The 24,660-nt window shown below is 40.9% G+C and carries 26 protein-coding genes; 14 read left to right on the forward strand and 12 right to left on the reverse strand.

The features are described 5' to 3' along the window. Positions 1 to 34: 34 nt before the first annotated feature. The 3 genes from recR to NLP_RS27260 form a co-directional block, all read right to left on the reverse strand. Entirely contained in the window at positions 35 to 592 is a 558-nt protein-coding gene (gene recR, locus NLP_RS27250; protein WP_234017084.1) for a recombination mediator RecR, read from the reverse strand. Between the two features lie 239 nt (positions 593 to 831). Next, positions 832 to 1,128, reverse strand: a complete 297-nt coding sequence (locus tag NLP_RS27255; RefSeq protein WP_104909057.1) for a hypothetical protein — start codon at positions 1,126 to 1,128, stop codon at positions 832 to 834. Between the two features lie 59 nt (positions 1,129 to 1,187). Next, a complete protein-coding gene (locus NLP_RS27260; protein WP_104909058.1) occupies positions 1,188 to 2,225 on the reverse strand; it encodes an aldo/keto reductase in 1,038 nt (345 codons plus the stop codon). A gap of 491 nt (positions 2,226 to 2,716) precedes the next feature. Between NLP_RS27260 and NLP_RS27265 the strand changes: the two genes are divergently transcribed. The 3 genes from NLP_RS27265 (at position 2,717) to NLP_RS27275 (ending at position 6,816) form a co-directional block, all read left to right on the forward strand. Further along, positions 2,717 to 4,609, forward strand: coding sequence for a lipoxygenase family protein (locus NLP_RS27265; RefSeq protein ID WP_104909059.1), 1,893 nt, complete (start codon positions 2,717 to 2,719; stop codon positions 4,607 to 4,609). A gap of 58 nt (positions 4,610 to 4,667) precedes the next feature. After that, complete coding sequence (locus NLP_RS27270; RefSeq protein ID WP_104909060.1) at positions 4,668 to 6,017, forward strand: cytochrome P450; 1,350 nt, start codon at positions 4,668 to 4,670, stop codon at positions 6,015 to 6,017. A gap of 244 nt (positions 6,018 to 6,261) precedes the next feature. Then, positions 6,262 to 6,816 (forward strand): hypothetical protein, encoded by a 555-nt coding sequence (locus tag NLP_RS27275; protein ID WP_104909061.1) that lies wholly within the window; start codon positions 6,262 to 6,264, stop codon positions 6,814 to 6,816. A 57-nt stretch (positions 6,817 to 6,873) separates the two neighbouring features. On the opposite strand, the gene NLP_RS27280 is transcribed toward NLP_RS27275, so the two are convergent. Together NLP_RS27280 and NLP_RS27285 are read right to left on the reverse strand one after the other, a co-directional pair. After that, positions 6,874 to 7,614 (reverse strand): chromophore lyase CpcT/CpeT, encoded by a 741-nt coding sequence (locus NLP_RS27280; RefSeq protein WP_104909062.1) that lies wholly within the window; start codon positions 7,612 to 7,614, stop codon positions 6,874 to 6,876. Between the two features lie 206 nt (positions 7,615 to 7,820). Further along, positions 7,821 to 8,318: a GNAT family N-acetyltransferase gene (locus NLP_RS27285; protein ID WP_104909063.1), complete on the reverse strand. Its 498-nt coding sequence runs from the start codon at positions 8,316 to 8,318 to the stop codon at positions 7,821 to 7,823. A gap of 251 nt (positions 8,319 to 8,569) precedes the next feature. Here NLP_RS27285 and NLP_RS27290 point away from each other — a divergent pair, with 251 nt between their 5' ends. After that, complete coding sequence (locus NLP_RS27290; RefSeq protein ID WP_104909064.1) at positions 8,570 to 9,160, forward strand: flavodoxin family protein; 591 nt, start codon at positions 8,570 to 8,572, stop codon at positions 9,158 to 9,160. Between the two features lie 49 nt (positions 9,161 to 9,209). Here NLP_RS27290 and NLP_RS33680 read toward each other — a convergent pair whose 3' ends face one another. Beyond that, positions 9,210 to 9,350, reverse strand: coding sequence for a hypothetical protein (locus tag NLP_RS33680; RefSeq protein WP_158680555.1), 141 nt, complete (start codon positions 9,348 to 9,350; stop codon positions 9,210 to 9,212). 255 nt (positions 9,351 to 9,605) lie between these two features. On the opposite strand from NLP_RS33680, the gene NLP_RS27295 reads away from it, so the two are divergent. Beyond that, entirely contained in the window at positions 9,606 to 10,625 is a 1,020-nt protein-coding gene (locus tag NLP_RS27295) for a tRNA-dihydrouridine synthase family protein (RefSeq protein WP_104909065.1), read from the forward strand. A gap of 233 nt (positions 10,626 to 10,858) precedes the next feature. Beyond that, positions 10,859 to 11,920: a glycosyl hydrolase gene (locus NLP_RS27300; protein ID WP_104910059.1), complete on the forward strand. Its 1,062-nt coding sequence runs from the start codon at positions 10,859 to 10,861 to the stop codon at positions 11,918 to 11,920. 260 nt (positions 11,921 to 12,180) lie between these two features. Here NLP_RS27300 and dpdE read toward each other — a convergent pair whose 3' ends face one another. Next, positions 12,181 to 15,492, reverse strand: coding sequence for a protein DpdE (dpdE, locus tag NLP_RS27305; protein WP_104909066.1), 3,312 nt, complete (start codon positions 15,490 to 15,492; stop codon positions 12,181 to 12,183). Between the two features lie 311 nt (positions 15,493 to 15,803). Between dpdE and NLP_RS27310 the strand changes: the two genes are divergently transcribed. The 8 genes from NLP_RS27310 to NLP_RS27340 all read left to right on the forward strand — a co-directional run bounded on the left by NLP_RS27310 (position 15,804) and on the right by NLP_RS27340 (position 21,455). After that, positions 15,804 to 16,022, forward strand: coding sequence for a hypothetical protein (locus NLP_RS27310; RefSeq protein ID WP_104909067.1), 219 nt, complete (start codon positions 15,804 to 15,806; stop codon positions 16,020 to 16,022). Between the two features lie 62 nt (positions 16,023 to 16,084). Continuing rightward, entirely contained in the window at positions 16,085 to 16,339 is a 255-nt protein-coding gene (locus NLP_RS27315; protein ID WP_104909068.1) for an RNA-binding S4 domain-containing protein, read from the forward strand. Positions 16,340 to 16,386: 47 nt separating this feature from the next. Further along, complete coding sequence (arfB, locus tag NLP_RS27320) at positions 16,387 to 16,803, forward strand: alternative ribosome rescue aminoacyl-tRNA hydrolase ArfB (protein WP_104909069.1); 417 nt, start codon at positions 16,387 to 16,389, stop codon at positions 16,801 to 16,803. 49 nt (positions 16,804 to 16,852) lie between these two features. Further along, a complete protein-coding gene (locus NLP_RS34405; protein WP_199784705.1) occupies positions 16,853 to 17,029 on the forward strand; it encodes a hypothetical protein in 177 nt (58 codons plus the stop codon). A gap of 680 nt (positions 17,030 to 17,709) precedes the next feature. Further along, on the forward strand, positions 17,710 to 18,594 hold the full coding sequence (locus NLP_RS27325; protein ID WP_104909070.1) for a lipid kinase: 885 nt from the start codon (positions 17,710 to 17,712) through the stop codon (positions 18,592 to 18,594). Positions 18,595 to 18,711: 117 nt separating this feature from the next. Further along, positions 18,712 to 19,317, forward strand: coding sequence for an exopolysaccharide biosynthesis protein (locus NLP_RS27330; RefSeq protein ID WP_199784706.1), 606 nt, complete (start codon positions 18,712 to 18,714; stop codon positions 19,315 to 19,317). 634 nt (positions 19,318 to 19,951) lie between these two features. Next, complete coding sequence (locus NLP_RS27335; protein WP_104909072.1) at positions 19,952 to 20,509, forward strand: hypothetical protein; 558 nt, start codon at positions 19,952 to 19,954, stop codon at positions 20,507 to 20,509. A gap of 169 nt (positions 20,510 to 20,678) precedes the next feature. Continuing rightward, on the forward strand, positions 20,679 to 21,455 hold the full coding sequence (locus NLP_RS27340) for an SDR family NAD(P)-dependent oxidoreductase (RefSeq protein WP_104909073.1): 777 nt from the start codon (positions 20,679 to 20,681) through the stop codon (positions 21,453 to 21,455). Between the two features lie 108 nt (positions 21,456 to 21,563). Here the strand turns inward: NLP_RS27340 and NLP_RS27345 are convergent, their stop codons facing one another. The 5 genes from NLP_RS27345 to NLP_RS27360 all read right to left on the reverse strand — a co-directional run bounded on the left by NLP_RS27345 (position 21,564) and on the right by NLP_RS27360 (position 24,177). Beyond that, a complete protein-coding gene (locus tag NLP_RS27345) occupies positions 21,564 to 22,343 on the reverse strand; it encodes a photosystem II S4 domain protein (protein WP_104909074.1) in 780 nt (259 codons plus the stop codon). A 159-nt stretch (positions 22,344 to 22,502) separates the two neighbouring features. Next, a complete protein-coding gene (locus tag NLP_RS35240; protein WP_267894892.1) occupies positions 22,503 to 22,826 on the reverse strand; it encodes a GNAT family N-acetyltransferase in 324 nt (107 codons plus the stop codon). After that, positions 22,827 to 23,027: a hypothetical protein gene (locus tag NLP_RS35245; RefSeq protein ID WP_234017086.1), complete on the reverse strand. Its 201-nt coding sequence runs from the start codon at positions 23,025 to 23,027 to the stop codon at positions 22,827 to 22,829. It abuts the gene before it with no gap. Beyond that, complete coding sequence (locus tag NLP_RS27355) at positions 23,027 to 23,533, reverse strand: hypothetical protein (protein WP_104909075.1); 507 nt, start codon at positions 23,531 to 23,533, stop codon at positions 23,027 to 23,029. The genes NLP_RS35245 and NLP_RS27355 overlap by 1 nt, the downstream gene beginning before the upstream one ends. 266 nt (positions 23,534 to 23,799) lie before the next feature. Next, the gene (locus NLP_RS27360) at positions 23,800 to 24,177 is read right to left on the reverse strand and encodes a hypothetical protein (protein WP_104909076.1); all 378 of its coding nucleotides are present in this window, start codon (positions 24,175 to 24,177) and stop codon (positions 23,800 to 23,802) included. Between the last annotated feature and the right edge of the window lie 483 nt (positions 24,178 to 24,660).

Here is a 24,660-nt window from a genome sequence, read left to right on the forward strand (position 1 = left end):
CTAGAAAGTGATTAACCAGCAAAATAAACAAAATTTAATCTAACTCGCGGCGTCCTTCCAACGCCCTCGCCAAAGTCACTTCGTCTGCGTACTCCAAATCGCCACCTACAGGTAAACCAAAAGCAATCCGTGTCACCTTGGTAAATGGTTTCAGTAGCTGACCGATATACAGGGTTGTTGTCTCCCCTTCTACACTCGGACTAATTGCGAGAATTACTTCTTGAGGTTTTTGCTGACTCACCCGGCGCTGCAAAGCTAGTATAGTCAATTGATCTGGGCCAATTCCATCAATTGGCGAAATCACCCCGCCCAAAACGTGATACTTGCCTTTGTATTCGCGAGTTTTTTCCAGCGCAATCACATCGCGAGGATCTGCAACAACACAGATAGTGTTGTTGTCACGGTTGGGATTGCGGCAAATTTCACAAACAGGTTCAGCAGATAAATGAAAGCAAACAGAACACAAGCCTATCTGTTTTTTTGCCTCAACTAAAGCTTGTGCCAAAGCTTCTACTTCTGCTTCTGGTCGCTTCAAAATATGCAAAGCCAGTCGTTGGGCACTTTTGGGGCCAACTCCCGGTAGGCGTTGCAATTGTTCAATTAACCGTGCTAAAGGGCGTGCGTAAACCGTTGTCTTGTCTCCAAAATGTTTTCACTTTAACTATGATGACATTTTTTCAGTACTTCCATCAGGCGCAACACTTTCAACTCACGATCGCTTATACCATTTCTTTGTGAGGCTGCGCCAAATTTTCTTTCTTCCTTTGTGTCCTTTGCGCCTTTGCGGTTCGTTCCTTATATAATTTGGCGCATCATTATACAGAATTGGTATTAGTACAGCATTTCATTAATTTGTAGCGAATTAAATTTGGCAATACGTTGCAATGCCAATGCGTCCCTCTGCAATGCCAATGCATCCCGATACAATGTTAATGCGTGCCCCTGCAATGCCATTGCATCCCGATACAATGCCAATGCGTCCCTCTGCAATACTAATGCATCTCTCTGCAATGTTAGTGCGTGCCCCTGCAATGCCAATGCATCTCCCTGCATTAAAAACGCTACGCTTTTACGCAAAATTGTACTTGGTTCTGGATTTTGCAGCTGCTCTGCCAGTTTTGTGCCCACAGCAAGATATACGGTTGTTTGCTGTGAACCTTAGTTTTCAAACACGCCCTAGCTAAAACTTATCCTAACCACTCAGGATTTTTGGCTGTACTATCAAATTGGTTAGTGGTTTTAAACAGTTCATACTGACCTTTGAGAGCAGCTTGGCGAGTCCGATTCAGTAATGCTCTAACTTGTTCCTGGCTCATAGGTGTAAAAGTACGTACCGCCTCGAAAGCCTGGTTTAAGATGGGCATACTTTCAATGCCTGTAATCACCGTTGAAGTTGGCAGATTCATCGCGTAATGCAGACATTCGATCGGTTTGACCACATTGCTTTTGAGAATGTTTTGATCGCCCATTGATTTCATCCCCAGTACAGCAATTCCGTCTTGAACCAGTCTGGGTAAGACTTGCCTCTCAAAACTGCGGAAATGGGCATCCATAACATTTAACGGCATCTGCACTGCATCAAAACGGAAGTTGTTTTGATCGGCAACTTCCAACATTCTCAGGTGTACTAAAGGGTCTTTGTGTCCAGTAAAGCCTATGTAGCGAATCTTGCCAGCTTTTTGTGCTTCCACAACTGCTTCCATTGCACCACCAGGGGCAAAAATCCGGTCTGGGTCTTCCATGCGAATGACTTCATGATGCTGCAACAAATCAATCCGGTCTGTTTGCAAACGTTTTAAAGATTCATCAATTTGTTTAGCAGCCGCCGCCTTTGTGCGACCGTCGATTTTAGTCATCAGAAAAGCTTTTTGACGATAACCATTTTGCAGAGCTTTACCCATGCGAATTTCGCTACCTCCATTATGGTAATCCCAGCTATTATCCATAAAATTAATCCCGCGATCAAGAGCAGCACGGATCAACTCAATACCCTCTTGTTCATCTTTTGGTCTACCAATATGATGACCACCTAGACCAATTACAGATATTTGTTCTTTGGTGCGTCCTAGTTGCCTGTAAAGCATTTCACCTTTTTTAGTTTGGAGTGGGGTAGACTGATTTTGCGCTAAAACCTGTTTAGTTAAACCTTGTAAAGCAAATACCCCGGCTCCACCTAAACTAGAAGCAGAAACTACCTTCAGTAAATTTCGTCTGCTAATATCCACAAATTTATCCTTTTGCCACAGTATGAAAACTTGCCTTCATAGCTTTGCATGGAGCAAAATTCGCTGCTTCTAACTGTTGAAGGATAAAGGCAGTGAGGTAGAGATAGATTTTTGAGAGAGGAAAGTAATAGAAAAATATGCGATCGCTCTATAAGCAGAAGAAGCATTGGAGACATCGGCAGCAGAGGAAGAATCTGATAGTCATATTCCTGATATTGTTTCAGTGGTTCAAATGTCAACTCAAACACAAGACCTTAGTATGAAAGTCTTTTTTGAGAATTTTTTCTAAATCTTGGCTAATATTATTTGTGTTGCTAAATATTTATGGCAATATTTCTAAATTTGGTGCATGGTTCAAGAGTTGATAAAATCCAGAAAACTTCTTGAGAAAAATCGTAACTTTAAACTTGATTGCGATAATACGTTTAGCTAACTCAAACCTGTTTATCCTAAACTATTAAAGTTCCCCATACTAAACATGAGTAGAGTCAATGACTGCTTCATCACCAGATAATTCAATCAGTTCATCAAGTACTCATACTTTAGATATAGCTAGGCAACAGTATCAATATAACTACATCCATATACCATCTATTGCGATGCTAGATCGGCTTTCTATTGCCGAAGAGTTCACCACTAACTGGTATTTTTTATTAGCCCAGCAGTTACGAGTTGTGTTTATCAATACCTTGATTGTCAACAGAGGCAATCAAGGTTCTAAATCGATTCGTGATGATGTCGGAAGGTTTATTTTAGAAGCCTTGCTCAAGGGAGCAGTACCAGTCAGAATCAGCATTCTGGTAAGAATCTTGCAAATTATCCCTCAGTTTTTGTTCAATGGCATATCTAAGGATCTTAGAGAACTCGACGATCTTTTTTATTCTATTTTGAAAGAAAACGGACTTGTGATCCTCAGAGATGCTCTAAATAGGATAATTAACCTTCTATATGAAGGACAGCCTACAGGACATGCAACCAGTCTCAAAGACTACGAAAATTTGTTTCCAGTGATTGGTGTACCAGCGATCGCTAAAACTTACCAAGAAGATGAAGTATTTGCCTACATGCGAGTGGCTGGCTACAATCCCGTGACGATCGAGCGAGTAACGACTCTAGGCGATCGCTTCCCAGTCACAGACGAACATTACCAAGGAGTAATGGGAACTGACGATTCATTAGCAGCAGCCGGACTTGAAGGCAGGCTTTACTTAGCTGACTATAAAATTTTAGATGGTGCGGTCAACGGTACATTCCCACACGAGCAAAAATATCTCTATGCTCCCCTAGCACTGTTTGCTTTACCCAAAGGCTCAGACCCCACCCGTCTATTGCGTCCGATAGCCATTCAATGCGGTCAAACCCCAGGCCCAGATTATCCGATTGTTACCCCTAACTCCGGTAAATACTCTTGGCTTTTTGCCAAAACAGTAGTCCAAATAGCAGATGCCAACTTCCACGAAGCTGTTACTCACCTAGCAAGAACTCACTTGTTAATTGGTGTTTTTGCGATCGCTACCGCTCGACAACTGCCACTTACCCATCCTTTAAGAATTCTACTACACCCGCATTTTGACAGCACTTTAGCAATTAACGATGCCGCTCAACGTGTTCTCATAGCTCCAGGCGGTGGTGTCGATAGATTACTCTCAGCATCAATCGACAACTCTCGCGTTTTAGCAGTGCTAGGGTTACAAAGCTATGGTTTTAATAGTGCCATCTTACCTAAGCAATTCCAACAGCGCGGTGTAGACGATCTTAACCTATTGCCTATTTATCCTTACCGAGATGATGCACTACTAGTCTGGGATGCCATTCATCAATGGGTTTTAGACTACCTGAACCTTTACTACAGCACGGATGAAGACATTCAGAAAGATATAGCTTTGCAAACATGGGCAGCAGAAATCTCCGCTTACGATGGTGGTCGCATCCCCGATTTTGGCGAAGATGGAGGCATCAAAACGCGCAATTATCTTATTGATGCGACTACGCTGATTATTTTCACTGCTAGCGCTCAACACGCTGCGGTTAACTTTCCGCAAAAAGATTTTATGGGCTACGCCGCAGCGATTCCATTGGCAGGTTATTTACCAGCCTCAACTCTCAAAAGAGAAGTTACTGAGCAAGACTACCTTAATTTACTCCCTCCCTTAGATCAGGCACAACGGCAATACAACCTACTCAGCTTGTTGGGGTCTGTGTACTATAACAAGCTGGGCGATTATCAGCAAGGATACTTTACAGACCAAAAAGTAAAACCATTGTTACAAGCATTCCACAATAATCTTCAGCAGGTAGAAGACACCATCAAGCAACGTAATTTGCACCGTCCACCCTATGAATATCTACTTCCTTCTAAAATTCCTCAGAGCATCAATATCTGAATTGAAGACAAATACCCAATGCCCAATGCCCAATGACAAATAACTCAAAATAAATACCATGACACTTAAAGATAAAGTCCTTAAAGGTCACGATCGCCAGCTTTGGCTTGCACCTATACTAGCTAAAGTAGGTTATGACACTGCGATCGGCAAGTTTCTCCGCTTGATTTTTTATTACATGGATGCCTCAATCATGCTCAACGCATGGCGAGACTTTCTCTACATCCGTAAGGATAATATTGGAGATAAGTATTTTGCAGTAGACCAAGCAATTATGCATTCCTCTCACTCACAGGTGAGAGAACTAATGCAAACCCAACCACAATTGCGAGGAAATGATTTAGGCATCATCAGAATATTAGCTCCTAGCTACTTGCTTGATAATCCTCTGAGCTTGGGAACAAACGGTAACGAACACACAGGACTACGTACTGTAATCTTACAAGCCTTACCGGAACCGTCTCAAAAAATAGACTTTTTAGGGAATCTAGTTGAGCAAAGGCTGTTAGAAGCTGCTAAACAAGGCAAATTACATATCGGCAACGATTTGCCAAAGATCATCCTGTCGATTTTGCATCAACTGGTTTTTCAGATATCTTTATCTGAGGAAGAAATCACAGCATCCGATAGTTACATTAAAGGTTTGGCTCTGGCATCCTTACCTAATTTTATCAGCAAGTATCTGCTAGCAATCTTAACAGCGCCAAAAATTCGGCATCGTCAATATTTAACTAAGCGATATAAACAATCAGCTTTATGGGCATCTTACTTTGAAACAGGCGCTCAGTATCAGTTGAACGAACACCAAATCGCTAATACCCTTTTCGATATGATTCATATCGCAGGTACTGCCGGCACAAGTGCGCTTTTGGGATCTGTGATTGGTATTCTCTGCTTAGACAATACCCTTAGAAATGATGTAGTATCAGAAATTAATGCAGTCTGGAATGGCAAGAAAAGTTTAGATCCAGATGCTCTAGAAAAGTTAACACTTCTCAATCAAGTAATTTTAGAAACGGCTCGTCTCTATCCACCTGTGCGATTTGTTAGCCAACTCACCACTGAAGCGGGTGAAGTTGAGATTGGAAAACAAAAATGTCCATTCCAAAAAGGTACTCGCTTGCTTGGCTCTATTCTTACAGCTAATCGGGATGCCAATAGATACCAAAATCCAGACGATTTTGACCTAACACGGAATTTTTCAGATATATTATCTTGGAACGGCGAAGAGCATGAGCGAGCCTGTCCTGGTAAATCCTTATCAATTGGCTTTATCAAAATTTTCTGCTTACATCTCTTCCACAACTATCAATGGGACTCAATTACAGAAGTCAAGTGGGATTTTGAAAAAGTGACTGCCGTTACTCCTAATAATTTAGTACTACAAGGTTTTGCTCAACGACTGTGAGTAAGGGACTTCCAATTAAAAAAACATCCTATCGTAGGGGTGCACAACTGTACGCCCCTACTTCTCATGCTCGATTAAGTAAGCTTAAAGCAAGTGGCATTCCTGAATTATAATTTGGTAATTGTTCTGGTTTTTTGAGTTGATTTTACTCTTTTTCTAGTGCAAGATTACTCATCTTCTTTCTGACTCGCATCTTGAAAAATTTAGGTATTCATTTAGCCGAAAGGAAGTAATTACAAATTATATGGCTGAATTAATTGAAAAAAAGCAACTTAATAATATTGCTACCTGGATGATTCCAGTCAAAGAAACAAACTTACCATCTGTCCTTAAAGGTGTGTTTTTTATGGATGGTAATCCACTCCCAGATACTTGCATTACTATGTGCAATTTAGAATGGGATATACAAAATATAACTTTGCTTTTACCAGTCTTTGCACCGTTACAATGGACTTTTCATAACTCGATTGCGGGTTGGATATTACTACGTTTAGTTCAATGGTTAAAAGTAACTTACAAAATTCAGTTTGAAGATGAAACTTTGCAACAAGCTCAAATCATACCTGTTTTCCTGGGAATACCAATTTCAACATTGATTGTAAGTTGTACAATGTCTCAAGACAAAAATTCTCTCAATGGAGATATTTGGCACAGAAAGAATGTCTGGTTCGGCGGACTTTCTCGCGCTGGTGAGTATACTCTCCGTAGGGTTGTTGATCAAGATGGTTGTTATACTCCTGCTTTTAACGATATGCTTACCAGAGTCCAAAATGAATGTTTAGTGATTGGACACCACTGAAATTGATCCAGATCAGGTTAGTCAGCTAAAGCTTAGAGCTTTGTCGCCCCCTCATCGCTAACTTGAAACAGAGGTTTTATTCTTTTTTGATTTCTGTTTTCGCCAATCTGAAATTGTATTTTTTGTACTCCAAATTCCCAAAGCCAGCAACCCAAATGTAACAGAGGGTTCTGGAACAGAATTAACTCGACGGAATTCGATGGGTGTGGCCACAAGTAAATTACCTTTTTTGTCAAAAATTTTGTCTAAGGAATCGATGCTACTCTGCTCAATAGTTACATCGGAAACCACTTTGAAGCCATTACTTGTTATACAGCCATCGGGAGCGTTATTCCCAATGTAACTTTTCGGCTCCCAAAATAATTGCAGATTACAGGTGTTCTTCTCGACATTGTTAATACTAAGCTGTCGCCTAGACTGAGAATGATTGCACAACCCGCGTACAGTATTTTCATTTAAAAAGCTGCTAATACTTAAATTCACAGCCGAATTTTCTTCATTAAAAGAATAAAGGCGTAGGCGCTCAAAACCTGGGCTTTCTTGCTCTAGATAAACGTTCTGTGTGTTAGCCAAAGGATTAGTATCATCCAGTTGCACACTACAATTTGACATAGTGATTAATGGCACAGAGGGGCTATTAGCAATCTGTTGGGCATTATCAAAAAAACCAGTGAACCACTGTGCTACTTCCTGAACCTGTGTCTTAATTGGTGGTACACTGGTATCAGCACGGCTTTGTTGAAGAAATGAAAATGTTGTTACCAAAAATGTCAAAATTGATACTTTGAGTAAATGCATAGAGGTTTGGACTCCAACAAGAGCAGATTACATACTTATGGATAAATAATTTACACCATCAAGCCCCATCTTCCGCCATGAAATAAATTTATTGGCTGTTGGCTAATAACCCTCTTGTGTCACTTTCCAGATTAAGCCAATAGTAAACAACTTAAATTATCCAGATTAGCCACTCAGTTTTATCTCAAAGAGAACCTATCAAGTAGTTAGCCATTATACGCGAATATCAAAAATTTAGTGCCTTCATAGATGAACTCTGCCATCTTGCACATACCCATCTTTAGATGTGCCTGAAGTGATGCTTTGTTGTTTGCCTTGATGAACAGTATTCCTTCCCGCTCTGGTAGAAAATCTTTCAACTTAGCAAACATTACCGCAGCAATACCTTGCCCACGCATAGTTTCATCAACACAAATGGGGCCATACAAGTAAGCATCTTTTGTACCAGGATAGGCTTGTAACATCACCGTTATAATTGGTAAATTAGCAGTTGTCTTTGACCAACTGAGTAAGAATCCTACAACTTGACCATCTTTACGGGCTACAACGCTCGGCATTTGAGAGATAGTCATCATCACAGCCTCTGGCTCAAGATGACCTAACAACATACCACCATGTTCTGCGTCATTGGCTTGGGCCAACTTGACGATTTCAGTAACATCATTGAGACTGGCACGGTCAATCACTACATCATTGAGACACATACCTGGTTGACAAAAATAGGAGAAAGACTTGGAGCAAAAGAATTTTCTTTTAGAAGAATAACAGAGACTAACAAAACCTATTTTTATGTTTTGTTACGTAATAGTTTAGCCCTAAGTTTCAGTACACGGTAGCTCCAGAAAAAATCTGCTGGGATTTGCATGACTTTAAGATTAACTACTTTACTTTATAAGCCAGTAGTCCTTATGATATTTCTCGTTCAGTTTCAGTCAAAATTTTAACTAAACCTCCTATGCCCAGCGTTGTGATTATCTATTTTTCTGGTGCAGGTCATACTCATCTTATGGCCCAAGCTATTGCTGAAGGTGCAAGTAAAGTTAAAGACACTACTGTTGAGCTGCTACGGGTTACTGGAGAGCAGATAGTCAATGGTCGTTGGAAGAATGATGAGGGAATAGCAACTCTCAATCAAGCTGATGCAATTGTTTTTGGCTCTCCTACCTACATGGGTGGTGTCGCGGCTCAGTTCAAGGCATTTATTGATGCTGCTAGCGAAGTTTGGTTCCGACACGGATGGAAAGACAAAATCGCTGGGGGTTTTACCCATTCCAGCTCTCCTAGTGGCGATAAACAAGGCACACTTCTCTATTTAGCTACCAACGCAGCCCAACATGGGATGATTTGGGTAAATGTGGGAGACTTGCAAAGCTTTTTATCGGGTCTTGATGATGGGGTAAATCGATTAGGAGGATTTCTAGGTGTAATGGGTCAAAGTCAACTCGATATGAGTGGCAAAGAACCAGTGTTAGATTCGGGTGATTATCTGACTTCACTGCGCTTTGGGGAACGCATTGCAGAGGCGACTAAACGTTGGGTTAAGTAGCTTTTGACACTTATATTTGGTTATAGCACCCTTGTATCTGACAAAAAATTCAAAAAGTCAAAGTTGCACCAAAGCAGCGATCGCTTGGAACAGGCAGTACACTGCTACTATGCCAAAACTTCCAGAGTGCGTAGGCGTAGCCCGCCGTAGGCATCGCTGTCTTTTCTATTAGTAAGAGTGCCCTTTTCATAGGAATACTTTATATATAGTAATTGCAACAAATAGAACTCCTGTAGTATGAGCGTTATGTAACACTTTTTAAACATCCTCTAAGCATACAAAACCTCTCCATTAGTGCAGTAACACCAATTAATACCATTTTGGATTTTAGATTTTGGATTGGGAATCACTTTCTCTGTTTGGGTTCTATTAGTCCATCTGTCGTAATTATTTTTAAAATTGGTATAACTTAACAGTGATGCTTTGTCGATCGCTCTTCATCTTTATGCCCCAGGTATCGCTCCCCCAATCGTTCTATCCACACCTACCCCTCACCGCTCTTGCTCCCATGCAGGATGTGACAAACCTCTGGTTTATGAAGGTCATTGCCCATTACGGCAGCCCTGACTATTTTTTCACCGAATATTTCCGCGTCAATGATACCTCACGGCTCAATCGTAGCATTCTGGCAGCAATCACCGAAAACGACACAGGTCGTCCCGTTTTTGCTCAAATGATTGGCGAAAGCATTCCAGACTTAGTAAGAACAGCGAAGGAACTCTGCAACTATAATATCGCTGGAGTTGACTTGAACATGGGCTGTCCAGCACCTAGAATCTATCGCAAAAATGTTGGGGGTGGATTGCTGCTCTTGCCAGAAAAAGTGGATCGGATTTTGGGAGAACTGCGGCAGGCAGTCAACGATCGGCCTTTGACCGTCAAGATGCGTGTAGGCTTTGAAAATACAGATAATTTTTACAAAATTCTAGATATAATCAATCGCCACAGCATTGATTTGCTCTCTTTGCATGGTCGCACCGTCAAAGATATGTATCATGGGGCAGTGAAATATGATTTGATCGCTGAAGCAGTCAGACAAGTTCATTGTCCAGTGCTTGCTAATGGCAATATCAACTCGGCAACAACTGCTGTTGAAGTGCTTTCTCAAACGGGTGCGGCGGGTGTGATGGTGGGACGCTGGGCGATCGGTAATCCTTGGCTTTTTAATCAAATTCGGCAAGCTTTGCGTTTCGAGCCGATCGCGCCCGTTCCTTTAATAGAGGTACGCAACTATATCGATCGTTTATGGCAAACCCCAACAGCAGCAACTATGCCAGAGCGATCGCGCGTAGGCTATCTGAAAATGTTCCTCAACTACATTGCTCTGAATGTTGACACTGAAGGTCATTTTTTACGGTTGATGCGACAGACTTCTACTGAGGCAGAACTGTTTAACCTGTGCGATCGCGTTCTCCTTACCGATTTGACAAAAACTTTAGCCCTAGCACCCTCCTTGAGCGTGTAATATCGTGTCTGGCTAAAAACTTGCCTTAACCGAACATAGCGGCGTTGTAGATTTGGCTGTGATTTATGGTAAATTCAACCGCTTGCGCGCACCAAATCGAAATAAGTTATCTGGCAATATTGAAGGGGTCTAGTTCCACACTCAATGCAAGTCTACAAAAAAGCACGTTATGGGTGGACAATTGACTTCTAGTTAAGAGAGTGTCAATTTTCAAGTTAGCTTTTAGATTAGATATGAGTCATCCAAAAACCCTAAATCATCAACCAGGATTGGTTTTCATGCCTGGAGCCGAAGGCTGGTGGGATTCCGAACGAGTTTCTTCGCCACAGGTCTTGTACTGTCCCGATGGAACTTGGAAAATGTGGTATTACGGTCGGGATGCGTCCTTTGATCGGCAAATCAATTTGCCCACTGGTCGCTGTGGTTTAGCGATTTCTGCTGATGGAATTGATTGGCAACGCGTCCAGGGATTATTAACTATGGGGGCTATCTTTGAGCCTCACCAAAATTCTAGTCGGTTTGACTCAGCCCATGTTGGTGTGAGCAATGTCTACTTCCACGATGGTCTTTATTGGATGTGGTATTTCGGTGGAGACCACACAGTTGTTGATCGGGGAGGCTTTAAAGCTAAAGGGTTAAATATGCGCCCTGGCTGCGCTATTTCCCGTGATGGCATAAATTGGGTACGGTTGGAAGGTACTTATCAAGGAGCTTTTCTCGATGTAGGTAAGGCAGGGGAGTTTGATGCCCTGTTTTGTGGCTGGCCACAAGTCTTGCCTGATGATGATGGAACCTGGAAAATGTACTATCATACCTTAAATCCTGACAGAGGATTCTTAGTCGGTTTAGCTGTGTCTTGCGATGGTTTTCATTGGGAAAAAGTTGGTCAGATTTTAGCACCAGGTGAGTCTGGAAGTTTTGATGAGAGAGGCATTGGTACTCGTCATGTTCTGAAAATAAACGGACAATACATAATGTTCTACGAAGGTGTTAACAACAATGGTTATCACTCCATAGGTCTAGCTGTTTCTGGCGACGGGATTCATTGGCAAAAACATCAAGGACAGCAAGTTGGAGGTTCTATCTTTTCCCATGCTCAAAAGGGTTCTGGTCGTTGGGATGCACGGGCTGTAGGCACGCCTTGTGTAGTAGCAATGGATGATGGCAGTTTCCGTATGTACTACATTGGCGCAAACGAAGGTGGCCACGATGAACTATCTTCACAGCACCAAATTGGTTTAGCTGTGAGTGCCGGAACAGATTTTCGCCAGTGGCATCGTTGGGGTGAATACTAATTTCTTTTACATGAAGTACAAAGCTACGGGTTTGAAGGCAGAATGCAAGAGGAAGGAAGTACAAATTCTTTATGTCTGATGCGTGAGTTCTGTACTTTGTACATCATCTACTTGAAAACTGCCGTATATGTTATTACAGCAATGTCATCAATAACACCAAAATAAAAAGATCCCCGACTTCTTTAAAAAGTCGGGGATCTCAAGCTCTCAATTTTTGGAAATCAAATAGGATTACCAAAGCTATTTAATCGCACAGAATATCACTCAAATTGCACAAGCGATCGCCCCGATACGACAATAAAACCCACAGAATCAAGCCTCAGAAGCGGCTGGCGAATTCCCTCTAGAATGGCTGCATTTAAAGCAGTTTCTATCTTCAATTCTTCAGCTAATGCATTATCCCAACTTTGCTGGTTCAGACGTAGGCGTAATTGTTCTACTCTATTGGCTAATTTCTTTTCGGCGATTTTAGCATAACTTTGGCATAAGTCAATAAAATCGGGACGATTGGAAAGTAATTCTGAAGAAGTGTTACGCACTTGATAGCAAAAATTTTGCCATTTACTAGGGTCAACAAAATCGTCAATAATTCCTAAGCGCTCTTTTGCCAGGTTATAATCTCGTCCTTGATTATTGTTTTTATCTTTATATGGACGTTGCAGAATACTTAAAAGAGCTTTATCTTCAACAGCGCGTATTGGCTCTTTGCGACCGTCAACATAGATAGTTTCTATAATTGGCGGAAATAGAGCATCAACACGTCGCTGCAAGTTTTTGAATTGAGAATTATCTAGTTTGTTATCTAGTAAAACTTGTTTGGCAATTCTTAAATTTGCCTCGACTACATAATTGCACTGGAAACCGAACCATTCCTTCCCTTCTTTCGCGTCCCAAGATGCATCAGTGCGCCACAGAGCAAAGGCTTCACCTCGGTCATCCCAATTGATATAGTTCAAGAGTGCTTCGATAAATCCTTCGCCAACTCGAAAGAGTTTAACACCAGCATTTTGGTTTGCCACCCTGCGATTATAAGTACCAAATTGGTCTAGGGAACTCTCAGCAAAACGGTTTTGTAACTCATTTATCGGAACCAATGTCCGCGTTGTCGGTTGATAACGTCGCATCTCTGATGAATCGGGGTTATTGAGTCCTCTGAATCCCAATGCGTCGCAAATCCAGCCTTCAATTGCTCGCCTAATTTCTAGATGACGAGCATCGTAATTATCTAGGTCTTGAAAATACTCGGTAGCAATTTCATCGTTTGCATCAATTTCATCTAGAGCATTTTGTTCGCTAATTTTGGCTATTTCCGCTTCAATTTGCTCTTGAATGGGTGAAATCATCTCTAACAATCCAGCCGCACCTGATTGAAACAAAACAGTTTCTAATTCTGCAAGTTTCTCATCGACATAAAACTGGAGACTGGCAATTGATTGTTGGAAAATACCAAACCCATCTTTTAAGACTTTATACCAAGCATTGTGAGGGCTATCTTCCAAGTAAGGGCCAATCAAGGCACTAGATTGGATACCAATTTTGCTGCCAATGCGGTCAAGTCTGCCAATTCTCTGCTCTAATTGATTAGGCGACCAAGGAAGGTCAAAATGAATTAACCAATCGGCAAACTGGAGGTTACGCCCTTCTTCTCCAGAGCGATCGCATACTAAAATAAAGCAGTTTGGGTTATTCTTGAACCTATTTAAGCCTTCTTCAACTTTGTCTGGTGATTCTCCAAATTGATGGCTGGCTATTGTCTCTGCACCAAAGGTATCAGATAAATACCGGACAATTTCGCCACAAGTTTGCACAAAACTAGTAAATACAACAAATTTGGGCAGAATGTCGCCAGTAATTGGTCTCTTAATTCTCTGCTGTATTCTCGTGATGAATTCGTTTTGATTTTTCCGAACGTTTGCGGGAATTTTGAAATAAGTACCTAGCTGATTCAGCAGCACTGTTTTCAAATTTTCCGTCCGTTGTCCGTCCTCTTGAGGTTGACGAACAATTTTTAGTAAGGATTGGAGAATCTCTTCTTCCCCTGAAAATTTGGGGGTTGTAGTTAATAGGCGAATATCATCTTCTTTAAACTCTTGGATGAGTTTAGCATGAGGTTTCGCAGTTAAACGCGCCGTAATTACCTGCTCTAAAATTCCTAACCAAGTACCAGCAGCAAGAAATAACAGCTGAAAAATTCGCTGATATTGTTTGTCTCTAGGAGCAACACTCCGCCATTGATTGAGGAGTTCGTGGATATCAAGCGATCGCTCGTCTAAATCATACTCTTCTTTAGGCGTAAAATTGCGGTCAAAGATCACATCTTCCACCGCAGCGCGACGGTTGCGAAGCATTCGCCGATGTAGTCGATAGATATCGCTGACATGGACGCGAATCGCTTGGACGATTTGCTCTTGCTCGGTAGAATTTGCTTGTAAACAATTTTCTAAATCATCCGCCAGCTTCAGTAAATACTCATCCTCAGCAAACAGGTTTCGCAATTGCTGCAAGTTGCTTTTGAGAACCTCTGATTCTGCACCTTCTTTAAAAGAAAGCAGAAGTTTACCGATTTGCTGACGGCTTTCAACTTTGGCGCGAAAACCTGCTAAATCGCCAAGTTTATAGGTTGTCGGGTCGAGCAAGTGCAACATTGCCAGAAAATCTTGCTCGTGATTGAGAACCGGAGTGGCAGATAATAAAAGTAAGCGATCGCTTTTATGAGCAAGTTCTTTGCAAGTCTGAAAACGCTGGCGCACTGTTGCATCTTTAGAGGTCGCCATTGCGGCGATGTGATGGGCTTCATCTAAAATTAAGCAGCCTATCTTTGCTTTCAGGTTGATTTTATGGATATCTTCAACCGCCAGCACCGCTACCCGTTTGCCAAAATGGGAGATGTAAAACTTATTTTCTAACTCAGTCCGCCATTGTTTGAGCAAATATTGCGGAACTATCACCACTGCACCTTTTTTCGGTTCATCGAGGAGGAATTGACGCAGAATCGCACCCGCTTCGATGGTTTTCCCGAGTCCCACCTCGTCTGCTAACAAGTAGCGTTGAATTGGGTCTTCCAGTACCCGCCGCACTACTTCAACTTGGTGAGGATAAAGATTAATATTTGCCGAAATCAGTCCCGTCATCCCGCGACTCACAGCGCGTTGCTGAATCAAGGATTTCACGAAAGCTAATCTTTTGTCGTGGAAATAGGGCGTTTCGTGACCCTTCATCGCCAGAGTTTGGATAGGGTCTGTATTTGGTAGATTACAACGAACGTAAATGTCTTCAACAGAAGCGATCGCACTTTTCTTATCTGGTAAATCAATTTGATACATTTCTGTATCTTCATCCCAGATAAAAACTCTGCCAACTATCCATTTCTCCTGAGTTTGGGACTTAATATAGCATCGAGCCTGGGGTTCCAGCTTGACTTGAGAGAGCGAACTTAAAGGTAAAGTTTTTTGGAGACGTTGGCCTATAGAGCAGAAATACTCAACGTTTGCATTGGTATCAGATATTTCCGTAACTTTTCCGATACCCAAAGAATTATTCTGGGACTGTACCAATAAACCAAGCTTAATCATAGATCCAGTCCCCTGAGCACACTAAAAGAACCTTCCAGACTAGTTTTTAGCCCATATCTGGCAGTTTTGTCGATCAACATTATAGATAATAAACTGGTATTACAGTTTTTGTGAGAGCGATATCTACGACGGGCTATTGGGCGTCGCTCCACCACAGCCAATTAATAAAATTAGCAATTTTCAGGTAAATACACCACACAGTAGAGGTACAGCATTGCTGTGCTTACATAACATATACGGTTCAATTAAATGAAAACTGCTGTAAATTCACATTTCTCAGTAAAGTTTTGCGTAAAGCGTAACGTTGTTAAATGCAGAGCGGCGCATTGGCATTGTTTGCCGACACAATAGCATTGTCAGCCGACACAATGGCATTGTTTGCCGACACAATAGCATTGTCAGCCGACGCATTGGCATTGTCAGCCGACGCATTGGCATTGTTTGCCGACACAATGCCATTGCAGGGTATTGCCAAATTAAATTTGCTACGAATTAATGAAATGCTGTACTTAGCTGATTATCTGGTGTAACAGATTTACGCTTTGGCTTGAGAAGGCCACGATACAATTAAGATTGTGTACATTTATTTACTATGAAGAAAATTAGAGACAACACAATTAAGTTAAATCAATTTTTAAAGTTGATGGGTATAGTGCCAACTGGAGGTCAAGCCAAGCTGATGATTCAAGGTGGCGATGTCCAAGTAAACGGTATGCTGGAAACTCGACGAGGACGGCGACTAGTACCAGGCGATAAAGTGACAATCCAAGGACAGACTTTAGAGGTTAATTTGAACAACAATGAAGACCCAGATATAATGATAGATTTAACCGAACAAACCGAGTAAAGAAAGTTTATCCTAAAGTTACAAGTTTCTCTTTTGCCTTGTGAGCAATGCTGCAAATCTCCCACAAAGTTATTATCCCACAGACTGAGATTGAAATTACTGCGATTCGCTCCCAAGGAGCGGGAGGTCAAAATGTTAATAAGGTTTCTACGGCTATCCACTTGCGCTTTGATATTGCGGCTTCATCATTACCCGATTATTATAAACAACAGCTTTTAAAGCTCAACGATCGACGCATTAACCAAGAAGGAGTAGTTGTAATTAAAGCTCAGGAACACCGAAGCCAAGAGAACAACCGCGAGTCAGCATTGAAACGACTTCAAGAACTCATTCAAAGTGCAGTTGTCGTGACAATCAAACGCAAACCCACTAAACCAACTCGCAGTTCTCAAAGAAAGCGTCTTGACCACAAAAGTAAGCGCGGACAGGTTAAATCTAACAGAGGGCAGGTGACAGATTCTTGATTCATCTGTTATGTGTAGAAAACACACGTATTATTAAAGACGAAAAAAGATGAATAAAACATTACTAAATATATTGGTATTTGCGCTTTTAATCTTGTTTATCATCTCTCCCTTTGCCGCTCTTGCTAGTTTAATGCTTGTAGTGTTAGTTGCGGCGTTTTTATTTCTACTAGGGGACACGTTTCAAGCAATTATTGGTGGCGACACCAACCCAAAAAAGTCATAAAAGCAAAATTAAAAATGCAGATAGGGATTTACCCGAAAAAGCCGTTTCCAAGGTGCGATCGCTTTAGCTTGGACAATTGTCAATCTGTCACAGCATAAGTTGACAGATACAATTGCTTTATCAACCAAAAATTAAACAATTATAATAACGATTTTCTAAAAGGAAAAAGACTTTGAACCTTACTCCTCAACGTTAGTAGGAGAGCTAGTGCGTTGCGGGATTTTCCCTGTTAAGCAACCAACTAGCGCTATATTGGATTCAACACAGAAGTGCTACATAATGACGTACACAGGTAAGGGAACAATAATGTTGTGCCCTTACAATAATCTGTACCTCACCAAGTTGCAATCTGCTGTATATGTATCTATTTTAAGGAAAAATATTCCTTGTGTTTGTCATAAGAATATTTGAACAACTCGCTATTTTTTAAATAAAAACACCTAAAGTTCATTTATCTGGGGAGTAATAATTATATTTGCTGAAGATAAACACACTGAGGACTAGTAGAGCTAAACTAAATAAAAATAAAAATAAAAAATTAGTAGTCACAATATAATAAGTATTATGAAAATGAATTGTTGATAACTTTCATAACAGCCTCAACACTTTTTTATAGTCAACATTAAGCAGAATACATAAATGCGGATAATTGGACATATCAACAACAAAAGGTACTACCCATGAGTTCCCGCGCACTGCTGTTAGTAAATCGTCATGCTCGCCAAGGGCAAAAGGGTCTGTCAGAAGCGATTCAATATCTGAAAACACTTGGTTTTGATTTAATTGAGGAGTCTACAGAAGATCCCAAACATCTTGCTGAAGTTATACTTCGCTATAAGCATCAAGTTGACTTGGTAATTATTGGCGGAGGAGATGGTACTCTAAATGCTGCCGTAGATGCTTTAATTGAGACTCAGTTACCTTTGGGAATCTTGCCTCTGGGAACTGCCAACGATCTAGCAAGAACTTTGGGAATCCCAAATTCCCTCAACGAAGCTTGCAAAATTATTGCAGATGGACATTTACACCGCATCGACTTAGGTTGTGTAAATGACAAGCATTTTTTTAACGTTGCCAGTATGGGATTGAGTGTAAAAATTACCCAACGACTTACCAAAGAAGTTAAGCGCCGTTGGGGAGTATTTGCTTATGCTGCTACTGCATTGCAAGTGATTTTGGAAGCCAGACCTTTTACAGCAGAGATTGCGATCAACGGTGAATTAGTTCGCGTCAAAACAGTGCAAATTGCAGTCGGTAACGGCCGCTATTACGGTGGTGGTATGGCAGTGGCTGACGATGCCACAATAGACGATCAAAGACTAGACCTTTATAGCTTGGAGATTGAACACTGGTGGCAAGTTATATTATTACTACCCGCAATGCGACGAGGGCGACATATACATTGGCAGAGTGTACGCTCCCATCAAGGTCAAGAAATAGAGGTACATACTCGCAAACCTCACCCTATTAATACAGATGGTGAAATCACTACATACACACCTGCTCATTTTCGGGTTATACCTAAAGCTATAGCTGTTTTTGTACCCCCGGAAAGCAGGAGTTAGGAGTCATTCAATTTTAGATTTTCCTTCAATCCAAAATCTAAAATTGGCAGAGTTTAGAAGTTATTCTCCTTCATCTCCCTTTACTACAAAGTGGGAACTCGCATCAACTCACGCCAAATGCATCTGAGATTTTCTCAAGATATAAAGTCCCTGTTGCAACGCCTAGCTGAACAACCTCTGACTCTAGGTGATATTCTGACAGAAACCTCAGAACGGGGCTTCAGCCTGGTAATTACATTATTAGTTTTGCCTTTTTTACTTCCTATGCCACCGGGATTAACTGGCCCATTTGGTGGTGCTTGTTTACTATTGTCAGTGCAAATGGTTTTAGGAAGGCGATCGCCTTGGCTACCGAAAAGAATCGCTAACTACAAATTTCCTCGTTCCTTCGCGCAGTTACTTTTGCAAAATTTGGGACGGCTTACCAAAGTTTTCCAGAAAATCGCCCGTCCCCGATTAGCAAAAATAGCTCAGAATCCTTTGGTTTGGCGAATTAATGGGTTTTGTATCTCTTTATTAACAGTATTACTAATATTACCAATTCCGTTTACAAATCCTATCCCTACTATCGGTATTTTACTTTTGACTGTTGCCACCATCGAATCTGACGGTTTATTAATTTGCATCAGCTACGGCATTACTGCCCTAATTACCTTACTGTTTGGATTTATTGGTTATGCAGTGTGGTTAGCTCCCAGTTTGCTGCCATCGATATTGAAATAATAAAAGCCTCCAGCTTTTGGCTGAGGGCTATAAATTCTTAGGTGCATCTACCATTTATTAATCCGCTTTATTTCTTGCCATATCCGGGTAAATTATACTTTTGAAAAGATTTCTTTTTTTTTGAATAAAAAATTATTAGCAATAAAAAAGCCTTCAACTAAAAGCTGAGGGCTATGATTTAATTAAGGTGCATCTACCATTTATTAATCCGCTTTATTTCTTGCCATATCCGGGTAAATTAAAATTTTAAGTAAATTTATTTTGTTTCTGAATAAAAAATATCAGTAATAAAAAAAAGCCTTCAACTAAAAGCTGAAGGCTGTGATTTAATTAAGGTGCATCTACTATTTATATATCCGCTTTAGTTATTGCTGCATCAGGAAGAATTGAAAAAAAATGGATAGCTGTAGAATTGATTTCGTTAGCTACAACGTTAGTACTGCCCTCAATGAGGATCGCCTACGGTATTTGATTAGGTAATCATTGACCAACTTCACATTAATTTTACAATTATCCCCATTTTACTCTGAATACACAAAGTTTCTGTTAATATCTCTGATTCGATATCCGTAATAGTACGAATTTAGTTTATTAGTTGGGTATATGACTATGAAAGTTAGACACACCCAACTTGATGAAGCGATCGCAATTTCTATTAGCCCTTGCTAGTCTTAGTATTGTCGGGGGAAGCTTTTTTCTGAGAACAACTTTTAGCAGTACTAGTGAGCCTAAAATCATAACTGATACATCACGCTATAAAGAAATTCGTAATCAACTATGGTCTGATAATGACCAAGTAAAACATTTTCCTAATGAGATTCCCCCTGATGCTAAAGACGTTCGTATTGCTTACTCTCCCCAAATTTTGCAAGGAAGTAGTTTTTTTCAAATTAGGTTAAAAGAGCCACCAAAGAAGATAGAAAAATTACTTTCACAATACAGAAATAGTGCCAAGCACAAATATAGAGGTGGTAACACAAACGACCACATAAATCAACCTAACGGTGTGCCGACAACTTTCTTCTACACTAGTGACTCTCCTACAGAATCTTTTCCAGCTACTTATGAAATATTAGTATTAAATACAGATGACAAAGGTAGACCTGGCTTTAAGTGGAATCATGGAGATAGCTACGGCGTTGCTATTAATAGTTCCAACTCAGAAATTATCTATTGGTCTGAAAAATGGTAATTAGCAATTCAAAATGAAGAAGAAGTTATGATTGGAGCAAGCCTTAATTCAGATTTCATAGTACTAAGTGCTGCTTTTACCCTTTTGGATATATCACTTTGGGTAGTTAAAATTTATAGTCAGCATAGCTAAGATTTGTAAGCGCTTAAAAACTATCTAAATATGTAGAATGCCAACTGCTTTAATTACTGGTGCCTCTAGTGGTATTGGTAAAGCCTTTGCTCAAGAACTAGCTGCACGCAAGACAAATCTTGTACTCGTTGCTCGTTCTGAAGACAAACTAAGCCAATTAGCTAAACAACTACAAGAACAACACAAAATTCAAGTAGACGTTATAGTAAAAGACCTCACAGAACCTAATGCAGCTGCTAGTGTATTTGAAACCACGAAAGCAAAAGGATTAACTATTGACTTATTAATCAACAATGCTGGTTTTGGTTCTTATGGTGATTTTGCTGAAGGGGATGGAGAAAAACAAGTTAAAATCGTACAATTAAACATTTTGGCATTGGTAGATTTAACCCACAAATTTCTACCATTGATGCGGCAACGTCGTTCTGGAAGTATTATTAACGTATCCTCTATTACCGCATTTCAACCGATACCATACCTTTCTGTTTATGCTGCTAGTAAAGCTTTTATTCTCAGCTTTAGTGAAGCGTTATGGGCAGAAAATTATCAGTATGGTGTCCGTATTTTAGTCACTTGTCCAGGGCCAATAGAAACAAACTTTTTTGCAGAAGCTAATTTTCCTCCAGCACTGGCAAGCAGTACAGATAAAGTGTATTCTTCCCAAAAAGTGGTTCTGGAATCTTTAGAGGCTTTAGAAAAAGGCTATCCAACTGTTATTAGCTCTGATAGTAGCACTCAAATTAGAAGCAAATTATCTCGACTTGTACCGCGCAAACTTCTACTGAATATGTTAGCAAAACACTTTAAAGCTTAAGTATTAAGTATATATTTAGGACTAGAGACGCGATTAATCGCGTCTGTACAAGTTAGGAGTTTGGAGTTAAATAAACTGGTGTATTTCAAACTCCTCACTCTTCACTTCTTACATATACCTTGTTAATTGAACTCGGTAGCGCTCTTTTTTTGTAACGGCGATTTCCCCAACTTCTAAACGCCCTTTTGAGCGAATGGCGATTAAGTCGCCTGATTTGACTTGAGAACTAGCTTGGGTTACTTCCTTCCAATTGACGCGGACATCACCAGCATCAATGAAATCAACCATTTTGCTGCGGGACATACCAAAACCAGCTGATGCGATCGCATCTAATCTTAAAGAAGCCTCCACAGTAGTTAATTCTTTTTTCTTGGGTTCTCGAACTTTTAATTCGGTTAGCTCAATCTGCTGAGTTTTCACAGGAACCGATCGCACCTGTTTGAGACTCATTGACAAAAATTCCACCAACTCTGGTGCAACAATCGCCTGCGCCCCTCGTTCTCCTAAAACAATTACATCTCCCGTTTTTTCACGAACAATTCCCGTCCCCAACATTGCGCCTAAAAAGTCGCGGTGAGAAGCGGTATCAAACAGGAAATTACCAGCAATTTCCACGGCTACAAGGCTGACTTGAGATTGATCTAACGGAAGTTCCGAACGAGCGATCGCTATTCTTTGGCGTTCAGCTTGCGGATATCCACCCCACGCCACCAATTGCACTTCTGTTAATCGGTTAAATACCCGTTGAATTTCTGCCAATTCTGGGGGAGATAGAAAATCTGTCAAAACCACTTCCCAAGTTTTGATCGCTTGCTCTGCTTGGTCGATTGCACGAGCTACACTATCTCGATTTTCAACACCTTTTAAAAGTTCTTCTCGTGGCAACATTCTTAAAAATTATGAATTAGTCATTTGTCATTTGTCATTTGTCATTTATCTTTTACCAATGACGCCACTTGCTCCACTTGGGGAGACCTCTTGGCGCTAACCTCTCCCTTTGGGAGAAGACCGCAGTAGCTCCCCCATGCCCTATTCCCCTCTTTAAAACTATCTTGATTCTAACTTTAATTCCCATTTCAGCAGATTTTCATCCCTAGCAATTTGTTGCATTCCCAGTTTTTCTAAAATGCGAATCGAGCCAACACGATCGTCTGGAGAATTATCGCTCATTCTCTTAAGTTCTTGCTGAGTAAAGGCAAAATCGACCAGTGCTTCTACTGCTTCAAAAGCAAATCCCTGGCGGCGATAAGCTGATAAGACTTCATAACCCATTTCTACAGTTCCTGTGCGATCGGGTTTGCCACCAAATCCTAAATCACCAATCAGGGTAGAATCAGCAACGTGAATCATTAGCCAGATACCCCAACCCAACTAGGAAGAATCATCTACTAGCATCTGAGCATACATTGGAAAAAAATCTAGCACTTCAGATGCATACCAATCATCAGCAACCCATACCCCCAAAAGCTTTTCTACTTGGGGTTTATTTCTTATCACAACGGCTTGCGCCACCTCCAAAGAACAGGGAAGCAACTCAAGTCGCTGTGTCGTGAAGTGTAAACTAGGATTCATTACACACTACTTGTGTCGGCATAACCTTGGATATTTTCTGGATCAAACTGACGTAATATTTTGGTTGCTTGGCGAGTAAAAGTTTCAGAACCTTGAACGACAACCAAGTATTTACCCGCATCTAAGCGGTTGCGATAAGGTAAAGCATCACCACCACCTATAAGTAAACCGACTCCGCCACCGACAAACACACCACCCATTGCACCACTAGCAGCACCCAGCAGTCCGCCAACAATGTGATTGCCAACTTCACCCGCCCAAGCAAAAGTATCTAAACCAGTAATGAGGCTGAATGTAAAACCTGCAAAAAAGCCAAATGGTATCAGCCAGGTTGCCATCTGTTTTGCTTGCTTTTTAGCTTGCTCTGTGGGGTCAATTAAGCCAAACTCGTCAGCCGTTTTATACCCCCTCCCCAAAATAGTGCTGTTAATGCCTTCTTTTTCTAAAGCTAAGTAAGCAGCTTCGGCTTGAATGCGGTCTGGTAATACGGCAACAAGGTAATTCATTGATTTTACAATTTGTCTAATAGAAGTTTTGCCTTAACTAACAGCGTATCAGTCCTGGTCGAATCATCTTGCATTGCATAGGAGTTAGGAGTACAGATGCGATTAATCGCGTCTGTACAGAAGTTAGGAGTTAGCAGTCTTACTCCCCAACGCTAGCTCTTAAGGGGCTGTTCTTGTTAGGTCTGTATTAAACTCAACTGCAAACTGCGTAGGCGTAGCCCGCCGCAGCCATCGCATAATTTAGCACAAGTTAAATGTACATCCGATCACTTTAGCGAATCTAGTGGCTCACAAAAATTATTTACGCCTTGCTTGAGGACATAAATCAAAACTGGTGTTGCCAAAATTTTCGGAAACATCGGCATTGCTTTTAGATGTTCCATCATCTTTTGAGGTGAAGTATTAAGCAAATCTTCGCGATATTCTTGTTCGCAAATCACCACACGCCATTTTCTCGCCAAGGCATCTAACCACTCGGAATTTGCTCTTTCTGGTTCTTGTCCGGCTCGGATAGCTAGCGTCATCGCCGCATCTTCCAAATCTCCATCACAATCTTCAATCAAATCCAGCGCTTCCATATCGCTCTTATCATCTGCCAATTGAGAGCGAAACTGTGCAATTTCTTGAGATGTTACTTTAGTCATGAGTCTTTGAAAAGGCAAGCGATCGGACACTCAGTTATGTTAGTCCAAATTTGACTATAGCGCTTCTCTGTTAAGTCCAATACAGACCTCACAAAAACAACTCCTTCCCTACGACTTCTGCCTAACCCTCTTTTAATACCATTTCTTTGTGAGGCGGCGCCAAATTTTCTTTCTTCCTTTGTGTCCTTCTCTAACGGGACGCTACGCGAATGCGCCCTATCCTGCAATCAGCCGCTTTGCGTCTATGCGGTTCGTTCCTGATATAATTTAGCGCATCTTTATACAGAATTGGCATAAGAAGAGCGGAAAAACTTTTGTTACTGGAAGAAGGGGAGTAAAATTCTCAGCCTAGAATAGTAGCCTATTCTCGATAGACTCTTATCCTTTAGCGATCGCTAAAGAATTTCTAAAAAATCACAATTTACATATTGTCTTTTAGACTAAAAAGCCTCATGTTTCCAGTAAATACACTGAATTAATGAG

The organism is Nostoc sp. 'Lobaria pulmonaria (5183) cyanobiont' (assembly GCF_002949795.1).
Lineage (GTDB): Bacteria > Cyanobacteriota > Cyanobacteriia > Cyanobacteriales > Nostocaceae > Nostoc.